Annotated in this window: 10 protein-coding genes; 3 read left to right on the top strand and 7 right to left on the bottom strand. The window is 75.4% G+C overall.

Annotated features, from left to right (window positions below; all coding sequences use genetic code 11):
• From AB0C76_RS16790 to AB0C76_RS16760, 7 genes are all read right to left on the bottom strand, one after another.
• Positions 1 to 287 (bottom strand): endo-1,4-beta-xylanase (locus AB0C76_RS16790; protein ID WP_359965174.1); only part of this gene is annotated, 287 nt, incomplete at its 3' end.
• A 299-nt stretch (positions 288 to 586) separates the two neighbouring features.
• Positions 587 to 2,158 carry a sigma-70 family RNA polymerase sigma factor gene (locus AB0C76_RS16785; RefSeq protein ID WP_359965172.1) on the bottom strand — a complete coding sequence of 524 codons (1,572 nt, stop codon included), beginning with the start codon at positions 2,156 to 2,158 and terminating at the stop codon, positions 587 to 589.
• A gap of 174 nt (positions 2,159 to 2,332) precedes the next feature.
• Entirely contained in the window at positions 2,333 to 3,535 is a 1,203-nt protein-coding gene (locus AB0C76_RS16780; protein WP_359965170.1) for a HAMP domain-containing sensor histidine kinase, read from the bottom strand.
• Entirely contained in the window at positions 3,532 to 4,296 is a 765-nt protein-coding gene (cseB, locus tag AB0C76_RS16775) for a two-component system response regulator CseB (protein WP_359965189.1), read from the bottom strand. The genes AB0C76_RS16780 and cseB overlap by 4 nt, the downstream gene beginning before the upstream one ends.
• Positions 4,297 to 4,322: 26 nt before the next feature.
• Positions 4,323 to 5,186, bottom strand: a complete 864-nt coding sequence (locus tag AB0C76_RS16770) for a hypothetical protein (RefSeq protein WP_359965168.1) — start codon at positions 5,184 to 5,186, stop codon at positions 4,323 to 4,325.
• Positions 5,187 to 5,314: 128 nt separating this feature from the next.
• Positions 5,315 to 5,992 carry a class F sortase gene (locus tag AB0C76_RS16765; RefSeq protein ID WP_359965166.1) on the bottom strand — a complete coding sequence of 226 codons (678 nt, stop codon included), beginning with the start codon at positions 5,990 to 5,992 and terminating at the stop codon, positions 5,315 to 5,317.
• A 220-nt stretch (positions 5,993 to 6,212) separates the two neighbouring features.
• On the bottom strand, positions 6,213 to 6,719 hold the full coding sequence (locus tag AB0C76_RS16760) for a hypothetical protein (protein ID WP_359965164.1): 507 nt from the start codon (positions 6,717 to 6,719) through the stop codon (positions 6,213 to 6,215).
• Positions 6,720 to 7,086: 367 nt separating this feature from the next.
• On the opposite strand from AB0C76_RS16760, the gene AB0C76_RS16755 reads away from it, so the two are divergent.
• The 3 genes from AB0C76_RS16755 (at position 7,087) to AB0C76_RS16745 (ending at position 9,952) form a co-directional block, all read left to right on the top strand.
• The gene (locus tag AB0C76_RS16755; protein ID WP_359965162.1) at positions 7,087 to 7,215 is read left to right on the top strand and encodes a hypothetical protein; all 129 of its coding nucleotides are present in this window, start codon (positions 7,087 to 7,089) and stop codon (positions 7,213 to 7,215) included.
• Between the two features lie 68 nt (positions 7,216 to 7,283).
• Positions 7,284 to 9,125 carry an ABC transporter ATP-binding protein gene (locus AB0C76_RS16750; RefSeq protein WP_359965160.1) on the top strand — a complete coding sequence of 614 codons (1,842 nt, stop codon included), beginning with the start codon at positions 7,284 to 7,286 and terminating at the stop codon, positions 9,123 to 9,125.
• Complete coding sequence (locus AB0C76_RS16745; protein ID WP_359965158.1) at positions 9,122 to 9,952, top strand: serine/threonine-protein kinase; 831 nt, start codon at positions 9,122 to 9,124, stop codon at positions 9,950 to 9,952. The genes AB0C76_RS16750 and AB0C76_RS16745 overlap by 4 nt, the downstream gene beginning before the upstream one ends.

The following is a 9,952-nucleotide window of genomic DNA, read 5'->3' as shown; positions in this document are numbered from 1 at the left end:
AAGTTGAACGACCCGCGGGAGGGTTCGGTGGTGTCCCACTTCATCTCGTTCTCCGGGGTGATCGCGTTGAACTCCCGGTCGAGGATGGTGGAGTACGTCGGGTCGCCGAGCCGGCCGGCGGCCACAGCGGTGCCGAAGTACCTGCCGGAGGGGGCCGCCTGCGTGCCCAGGGCGGCGGCTCCGGCGAAGTCGGGGAGGAGTGCCACGGCACCGGCCACCAACGCAGCGGCCGACGTTCCTATCGTCACCAGGCGGCGACGCCGGCTGAGCCGGTGCAGACCCTTCATGACTCACCTCGGGTGCTGCGGGGTGCCCTGGGCGCAGCGGTCGTGCGCGCCTTCGCCGGGGGTTCGTGGGTGTGACGTGTCATGGGAACGGCTTTCTTCCGGGATGCCTCGACGGGGAAACCGGGGCGCCTTCCGCACCGGCCCGTCACGGCGAGCGGCGGGAAGGGCACCCCACACATGGGAGGCATCCGCACGCGCGGCCCCGTAACGAAAACGGTGGCGCGATCCGGATGATTGCCCGGTGACACATCTCGCAGGCGAAAACCGTTACGCCGAGTCCTCCGGCCCGGTCGCTCCCGTCAGGCCCAGGCCCCGCGCACGATGAAGGAAGACTGGCCGGCGAAGGCCCGGGTGCCGTCGGAGCCGTCGAGCCAGATGCCGCCGTCGCGGTAGCGGAGGACCGATCCGGGATAGTTGTGTGCGTGCAGGGTCACCGACCCGGCGACCGCCCCGGCTTGCGGACAGAAGGTGGCGTCCTCGCGGAACAGTTCGCTGCCGTCGTCGGTGCTCAGCCGCAGCCGCAGGTCACGATGGCGCAGGTAGCGGCCGTCGGCGGCGCGGAAGGTGACGCACCGCGGGTCGGCCAGGCCCCCGACGACCGTGAAGGTGCCCCGCTGGCGCGTCTGGGCGCTGCTGGACGCGTCCACCCGGCCGAGCGTCGTGAGGTCGCCGGCGTACGTGAGGTACAGGGCGGGGTCGTCCACGGACTCCAGCGAGCGTGCGCCCGGTGGAACCGCGGCCGCGCCGGCGGACGGACTCACCTGGGACGGTCCGGTCGGCGTGGCGGTGCCCGACGGTCCGGCCGGAGCCGCGATGCCCGACGGGACGGGTGCGGGATCGCCGGCCCTGGGAGCGGCGGTGACGCCGGGCGCCCGGGGCGCCGGTTCGGGCCAGGCCGCGTAGGTGGCGGCGGCTCCGCTGACGATCACGGCGCCGGTGACCAGGGAGACCAGCGGATGGGCGGTCACCGCGGAGAACTTGGCGATCAGCGATCCGTGCAGACCACCTCCCCCGGTCGCCGTGCCGGCCGCGACGGGTGCCGTGGCCAGCCCGGTGGCACTCGCGGCCGCACCCGGCAGCAGGCCCTTGGCGGCCAGCGCGGCGGTGAGCCCGGCCGGGACGGCCAGCGGCGCGACACGCAGGAGCAGCAGCTCGGCCGGAATCCGCTCACCCGTCGTCGGCGCGCAGACCGGGCAGCCGCGGGTGTGCCGCGCGATCCGCTTGCGCCACACCGACGCGGGGAGACCGTCCCAGCCGATGACGGTCTCGTCCAACCGCGGACAGCGCGGGTCGGCGTTCAGCGCGGCGACTATCGTCCGGCTCAAGTCCAGCTGCTCGCGCATGCGTTGCAGGCGCACTCCGACGTGGGCGGCCGTCAGCCCCGTCGCGGCGGCGAGGTCGTCACGGCTCAGCGTGCCGGCGCCCTCCTGCCACCACAGCGACAGCAGCACCCGATGGTCCGGGTCGAGCCAGCGGCCGGCCTCGACGACCTGGCGGCGCTCGTCCGACACGTGCAGACGCAGGATCGTCGTGTCCTCGGGAGCGGCGCCGGCGTCCGGTATCCGGTGCGCCTCGTCGATGACCACGGTCCGGCCGGCGAAGACGTGTTGCCGGTGACGGTGGGTGCTGATCTGGCGCAGCGCGATCGACACCAGCCAGGACCGGAAGCTCTTCGGTGCACGCAGGTCGGGCAGGTCGCGCACGACGCGCAGCAGGGTCTCCTGCACGACGTCGTCGACGTCGGCGTGCCCGCTCAGCGCTCGCCCCACGATGTTGTAGAGCAACGGCAGGTACGCGGCGATCAGTTCCTCGCGCGCCCGGTCGTCACCGGCCTGCGCCGCGACCACCAGCCCCGCGTGATCGGCATCCATCAGCCCCATCCCCACCTCCCGCAGGGAGCGATCCGCCGAGTACGGCGCCACACCTTACGGCAGCGTGCCCTGATGGGGCCAAGACGCGTCGGCCGGGCGGGCCGCCCGGTGGGTGGCCACCCTGGTCGTCGACCGGCCGAGCCGGCCCCTCGTCGGTCGTCGGTGGTGCGCGGGTCAGGCGGGGAGGGTGAGGGTCGCCAGGGCGCCGCCGGTGGGGTGGTTGGCGAAGACGAGGGTGGCGCCGATGACGCGGGTGTGGCCGGTGGCGATGGTGAGGCCGAGGCCGTGGCCGCGGCCGCGTTCGGGGGCGTTGGTGCGGAAGCGCTGCGGGCCGTCGTCGAGGAGGTCGTCGGGGTAGCCGGGGCCGTGGTCGCGGACGGTGATGCGGTGGCCGTCGACGTGGAGTTCGACGGGGGCGGCGCCGTGGCGGTGGGCGTTGACGACGAGGTTGCCGAGGATGCGGTCCAGCCGGCGCAGGTCGGTGCGCACCTCGGCGTCGGCGGTGACCGTGACGTCCACGTCCAGGCCGGTGAGCGTGACGGTGCGGCGCACCGCCCGTTCGAGGGGGACGGCGGAGAGGTCCGGGGTCTCGACGTCGGCGTCGAGGCGGGAGACCTCCAGCAGGTCCTCGACGAGGGCGCGCAGGGCCTGGACCCGGTTCTGGACGAGCTGGGTGGGCCGGCCCGGGGGCAGCAGTTCGGCGGCGGTGACCAGGCCGGTCAGCGGGGTGCGCAGCTCGTGGGCGACGTCCGCGGTGAAGCGCTGCTCGTCCGCGAGCCGCCGGTGCAGCGAGCGGGACATCTGGTCGACGGCCGCCGCGAGGTCGGCCACCTCGTCCCGCCCGTCGACGAGTTCGCCGATCGGGGTGTCCGTCCGGCCGGCGGCGATGCCCCGGGCGGCGGTGGCCGCGGTGCGCAGGCGGCGGCTGATCCGGTCCGCGACCAGCACGCCGGCGAGGACGGTGGTGAAGACGGCCGCGACGACGGTGAGCAGGATGATCCGGTCGAGGTCGGCGATCGACTGCCGGTCCTGGGTGAAGTCGACCCGGACCGAGAGCACGGCGTTCTGCACCGGTCCGGCCGCCCACATCGTCTCGCCGTCCGGCCCGGCCGCCAGCAGCGTGCCCTGCCGGCCGTCGGCGGCGAGCGTGTGCAGGCGGGTCGGCAGCGCGGGGTCGTTCAGGGCGGCGCCGTGGCCGGCGACGTCGCCGCTGCGCGCGTACGCGCCGAGCGAGGAGTCGAGGGCGGTGAGGGCGGTGGCGCGGGCCTGGTCGACGTGCTGGCGGATCATCGCCTGGTGGACCAGCAGGCCTACGGCCACCGCGACCAGGACGGAGATCGCGGCGACGGCGGTGGCGATCTGGCGGCGCAGCGTCATGCCGGCCGCCGCAGCTTGTAGCCGAAGCCGCGGACGGTCTCGATCCGTCCGGCGCCGATCTTGGCGCGCAGCCGCTGCACGTGGACGTCGACCACGCGGGTGTCCGCGCCCCACTCGTAGTCCCAGACACGTTCGAGCAGGGTCGAGCGCTCCAGCACGATGCCGGGCGCGGCGGTGAACTCCAGCAGCAGCCGCAGCTCGGTGGGGGTGAGCGGGACGAGGCGGCCGTCCACCCGGACCTCCATGCTGTCGGTGTCCACCTGCATGCCGTCGAAGCTGCGGACGGTGGGGGAGGGCGCGGGGGTGGGAGAAGGAGACGGGGGAGGGGACGACGCGGGGACGGCGGGGACGCCGTCGTCGGCCGGGGCCGGGACGACGCGGATCCGCCGCAGGACCGTCCGGATCCGGGCGACCAGCACGGCGCTCTCGAACGGCTTGACCACGTAGTCGTCCGCCCCGGCCTCCAGCCCGGACACGACGTCCACCGGGTCGGTGCGCGCCGACATCATCAGGATCGGCAGCTGGCTCTCCTCGCGGATCCGCCGGCACAGCCCGACGCCGTCGAGGAGCGGCAGCATGACGTCCAGCAGGACCAGGTCGGGTCGGACGGCGTGGAACGCCTCCAGCCCTTCCAGGCCGTCGGCGGCCGTGGAGACGGGGAAGCCGTAGCGCTCCAGGGCCATCCGGGTGGCCTCGCGGATCACCTCGTCGTCCTCGACGATCAGGATGCGGGGCTGGGCGGGCGTCTCGGCGGGGGTCATGGGTGCGGAGGCCAGGGGGTCGGGGTTCACGGCTGCTGCACTCCCGGGAGGGTGGGCGTCGGCGGCCGGGCTGGGTTCTTGGGGACGAGCGGGGACGGGACGGCGGTCGGGGTGGCCGTCGGGGCGGCCGGTTCGGCCGTCGGACGGACGGGACCGGGGGCGCGGCCGCCCGGCGGCACGACGGACGTCACCGGGTCCGGTCCGGCGGACGGGCCGGGCAGCGGGCCGGTGCCCTCGAACCTCTGCTCCAGCCGGGCGAGCCGGACGCCGTCCCACTGGTAGTGGCTGGTGGTCTGGACGGAGGTGGTGGTCTGCTCGTGCAGCCACAGGTCGGTGCCGATGGTCTCGGCGCTGAACAGCGGCACCAGCTTGACCCGCAGGACCGGTACGAGCCGGTCGTCGACCAGGGTGTAGACGTGCAGCACGACCTGCTGGGGGACGGCCACGGCGGTGATCAGCTCGGGCTTCCCGTCGCCGGTGAGGTCGCGGAACTCGGGGCTGCGGACCGCGCAGCCGGTGCACGAGCCGAGGGCCGGCCGCTCCTCGGAGCTCACCTCGGGGTCCTTCGCGAGGACGGCGCGGACGTCGACCGCGGTGATGTCCCGCCCGGCCACGGTCAGGTCCGGGACGGGCTGCGGCGGCGCCTGGGAGGCGGAGCCGGTCTCGGTGGCGGAGGAGGACGGCGTCGGCGGGGCGTTCAGGCCGGGCCAGAGCGGCTGCGCCCGCAGGGGCGGTGTGACCGGCTGCGACGGGCCCTGGTCCTTCAGGCCGCCGGGGTCGGCCCGGCCCACGACCAGGGCCGCGGCCAGCGCGACGAGGACGGCCACGGCCGCGAGGGCGGCCACCGGCGTGGCGGCGCGCCGGCGGCGGGGCGGGGATGCTGCTGCCACGTCGGTGCTCGCCCTCCTGCTTTGCCTGGTCGTGGGGGGCGCCGCGCGTGTACGACGTCCTTGTCGTGCCTTTGGTGTAAGTCGTGCCGGCGGCGGCCGATGGTTCCCGTGCGGCCGGCCGGGCCGGCTCAGGCCAGGTCGGCCAGGACGACGATGTTGTCGGTCCAGTGGCCGTCCGAACCGATGCTGCCCCCGCAGGTGATGAGCCTGAGGGCCGGGGCCGGGGTGTCACCGTAGACGGCGTCGGTCGGGAAGCGGTCCTTGGCGGCCTGCAGCAGTGAGCGGACCGTGAAGTCCACGGTGGTGCCGTCCGCGCGCCGCACCTGGACGAGGTCGCCCGGCCGCAGCTGCGGCACGCGGTGGAAGACCGCCGGGCCGTGGACGGTGTCGTAGTGCCCGATGAGGACGGCGGGACCGGTCTCGCCGGGGGTGGGCCCGTTTCGGTACCAGCCGACTTCCCCGGCCCGGTCGGCCGGCGGCACCTGGACCGTCCCGTCGGTGTTCAGGCCGAGGCCGGTCACCGGGGCGTCGACGCCGGCGGACGGGATGAGCAGGCGGGTCGGCTCCGAGGCGGGGAGGGCCTTCGGGGCGCCGGGCGGCGCGGTGGCGGCCGGGGTGCCGGCGCCGGTGGTGCCGGAGACGGCGGGGGTGGACGCGGCGGATCCGGAGGCCGGACCGCCCGCCGCGCTGCCGTGCGCCGAGGACTCGATCCGTACGACCGGCGTCTCCTGGGAGCCGAGCGCCACCGACGCGCCGAGCACCAGGCACAGCAGTCCGGCCGCCCCCACGACGGCCCGGCGCACCACGCCCGGTCCGCGCTGCGGCCCGCGCCGCCTCCGCCGTCCGTGGCCTCGTCCTGGTCCAGGACCGTGCCCCTGCCCCTGCCCCTGCCCCCGTCTCCGCCCGGCTGCGCGCCGCCGGCCGGCCGGTGCCCCGTCCGCGCCCGGGTCCGTCCCGGCGCCGCCGCCCCGCCTGGCCAGGAGCGGGGCTGCGGCGCCGGGGTGCCCGGCGGGCTCGGGGCCGGTGTCAGCCGCGCGCACCGGAACGGCGGCGCAGGAGGGCGAAGCCCAGCGCCCCGGCGCCGACGGCCGCGACGGCACCGCCGGCGGCCAGGGTGAGGCCGTTGCCGTCGGTCGCGGTGGACCCGTCCCCGGCCTGGGCGGCGCCCTTCGGAACCTCGCGGACCTGCGGCCGGTCGGCGTCCTGGGCGCCGGTCGGCGCGGGTGTGGCGGTGGGTGCCTTGGCGACGCCCGCGGCGGCGGGCGCACCGGCGGTCGGCCGGGCCGGAGCGGGCTGGGCGGGTGCGGGGCCCTTGGGCACCACGACCGCGCCGGAGGCGGCGGGGCCGGCGGTCGGGGTGGCCGTCGGGATGGCCGGGGCGGCACTCGGGACGGCCGTGGGCGTGGCCGGCGCGGGGGCCCCGTCGGCCCACGCCTGCCCGCCGGTCAGGGCGGTCAGCAGCGCGGCCCCGGTCAGTGCGCAGACGGCCAGGATCCGGCGGCCCGGCGCGCGATCGGTACGGCTCCTGCTCATGGGTGCTCTCCTTCGTCGGCATCGTCGACGCTCGTCGTCGACGGTCGGCATCGACGTCCGTCGTCGACGTCCGTCGTCGACGCGTTCCGACCCCTGCGGCCGGTGCGTCGACCGAGACGTTAGGGATCCCGTGTCGCGGTCCCCGGCCGGTCGCGTCACGGCGGCCCATCGGCTTCGTAACACCCTCGAAGGCCTTCGTAACGGCTCCGGAGGGCTCCGTGACGAAGGCCGGGCAACGACTCCCGGAGCCCCGCGGCACCTCCAACTCCCGGCACGGGGAAAAGAAACCTCCCCCATGCCTGAACCAACCCGCCCGCCCGTGCGTACCCCCTGGTGGCGGGGGGGACCGGAGAGAAAGGTGGCAGCGATGAGCATGCTGGCCAACCTGGTCCCGGCGATGCGGCACGGCGGCAAGCACGACCGCAAGACCGGCAAGGAGACCAGGGACTCCAAGACGGGCCGCCGTCGTCGTCGCGGATCGAACTCGCGGCACTGACGGCTCCGCCGTCCTGTCAGGGCCGGGCCCCGGCGGCCCGGCCACGTTCCACGGGCTGGACTCGTACCGTGTGGTCACCGCTGCGGCCGACGGCCGCCGACGCGGGTGACGGCGACGGCGCCCGGGTGGATCCGGTCGTCGAGCCGGCCCCGGCCCTGCCGCTGCGGCGGACGTTCGGGCGGCTCTGGCCCTACACGAGGGGCGGGCGGCGCTGGCTCGTCATGCTGCTGGCCCTCGTCCTGGCCGGCCCGGTGGTCGACACGGCCGCGATCTGGCTGTTCAAGGTCGTCGTCGACGACGTCCTCGTCCCGCACAGGCTCGACCTCTTCCTGCCGGTCGCGCTCGCCTACGCGGGGCTGACGGTCGTGGCGGGGGCACTGGGCTTCGCCGACGAGATGACCTCGACGTGGGTCGGCGAGCGCTTCCTGCTGGCCCTGCGGGCGGACGTGTTCCGGCACCTGCAGGGCCTGTCGCTGGGCTTCTTCGAGCGGCGGCGGCTCGGCGACGTGCTGGCGCGGCTGACCGGCGACGTCGAGGCGGTCGAGACGTTCCTGCTCTCGGGCGTCGTCGACGCGGTCGCGTACGTCGCCGAACTCGCCGTCTTCCTCGGAGTGCTGTTCTACCTACGGTGGGACCTCGCGCTGGTCGCGCTCGTCGTGGTGCCGCTGTTCTGGTTCACCGCGCGGCGCTTCTCGGCACAGGTGAAGGCCGCCTCGCGCGAGCGGCGGCGGCGCAGCGGCTCGGTCAGCGCGCTCACCGAGGAGTCCCTCGGCAACATCGCGCTCGTCCAGGCCTGCAACCGGCAGGGCTGGGAGCAGGAGCGGTTCCGGCGGGAGAGCATGGCGCGGTTCCGGGCGACGATGGAGGCCACCCGCCTGCGGGCGCTGTTCGCGCCGATCGTGGACGTCCTTGAGCTGGCCGGCGCGCTGATCGTCCTCGGGCTGGGCGCCTGGGAACTCGCGCGCGGGCGCCTGACGCTGGGAGAACTCCTGGTCTTCGTCGCCCTGTTGAGCCGTCTGTACGGCCCGGTCCGGGGGATCTCCCGGCTCAGCAACGGCTTCTACTCGGCCTCCTCCGCCGCCGAACGGATCCTCGAACTCCTCGACGAGCGCCCGCAGGTGAGCGATCCGCCGGTGCCGCTGCGCCCCGCCCGGGTGCGCGGGGCGGTCGCCTTCGACAGGGTGTGGTTCCGCTACCCGGGGTCGACGCGGGTGGCGCTGTTCGACGTGTCGTTCCGCGCCGAGCCGGGCGAGACGGTCGCGCTGGTCGGACCGAGCGGTGCGGGCAAGTCGACCGTCGCCAAGCTGCTGCTGCGCTTCTACGACCCCGAGCGCGGAGCCGTCCGCCTGGACGGGATCGACCTGCGCGAACTGGCGGTCGCCGATCTGCGCGAGCACATCGCCGTCCTGCTGCAGGAGACCCTGGTCGTCCACGGCACCGTGCGCGAGAACATCGCGTACGGGCGGCCGGGTGCCACGGACGCCGAGATCGTGGCCGCCGCCCGGGCCGCCGACGCCCACGAGTTCGTCAGCCGGCTCCCGGACGGCTACGACACGGTGGTCGGCCGCAACGGGCGGCTGCTGTCCGGCGGGCAGTGCCGGCGGCTGGCGATCGCCCGCGCGATGATCCGCGACGCGCCCGTGCTGATCCTCGACGAGCCGACGACGGGGCTGGACGCCGAGTCCGCGCGCCGGGTCCTGGCACCGCTCGGGCGGCTCATGCGGGGCCGGACGACGATCGTCGTCTCGCACGACCTGCCCGCCGTCCGGCACGCCGACCGGATCGTGCTGCTCCGTGACGGCTGCGTCGCGGACAGCGGCACGCACGATGAACTGCTGGCCCGCGACGACGGATACGCGCGGCTCGACGGGCTGCATCGCTCCAACCTGGCCGAGGAGGTGCCGCGTTGAGCCCGGACACCGCCCGACCGCCCTTCCCCGCAGGGACGTCCATCGCCCCCGGGTACCAGGTCCTGGCCCACCTCTGCCGCACCGGCTGGCTCGACCTCTACGACGCCTGGAGCGAGGAGCGCGACTGCCGCTGCGTCGTGAAGGTGCTCCGCCCGGACCGCCGCCGTGAGCGGCGGCTGCGCACCAGGCTGCTCCAAGAGGGCCGCTGGCTGGCCGAGTTCACGCACCCGCACCTCGTCCGAGGCTACGGGACGGGCGAGCGCCCGCAACCGTACGCCGTTCTGGAGACGCTCACCGGGGAGACGCTCTCCCACGTCCTGGACACCCGCCCCCGCCGCCCGGCCGCCGCCGACGTGGCCCTGCTCGGGCTCCACCTGTGCTCGGCCGTCCACTACCTGCACGGCCGCGGCCTGCTGCACCTCGACCTCAAGCCCTCCAACGTCGTGATCGACTGCCGCCGGGCCAAGGTGCTCGACCTCAGCGTCGCCCGTCCGCCGGGCCCGGCCGCACCCGGCATCGGCACCGACGGCTACCTCGCCCCCGAACAGGCCCGCGGCGGCCGGCTCACCGCGGCCGCCGACGTCTGGGGCATCGGCATCACCCTCTACGAGGCCGCCACCGGCGACGTCCCGTACGACGGCCCGTACCCGGACGGCCCGGCACCACCGGTCTCCCGGCGCCGCCGCCTTCCGCGCCCCCTGGCCGCCGCCATCGACGCCTGCCTCCGCACCGACCCGGAAGCCCGCCCGGGCGTAGCCGAACTGGCCGCCCGTCTCGACGAGTCGCTCCCCCAGGGACGCCGCGCGGTGCCGCCGGACGAGCAGTGA

This window comes from Kitasatospora sp. NPDC048722 (genome assembly GCF_040650235.1).
In the GTDB taxonomy this organism is placed as follows: Bacteria; Actinomycetota; Actinomycetes; order Streptomycetales; family Streptomycetaceae; genus Kitasatospora.
Note: the sequence above shows the minus strand (reverse complement) of the source record. Positions and strands in the feature narration are given on the sequence as shown.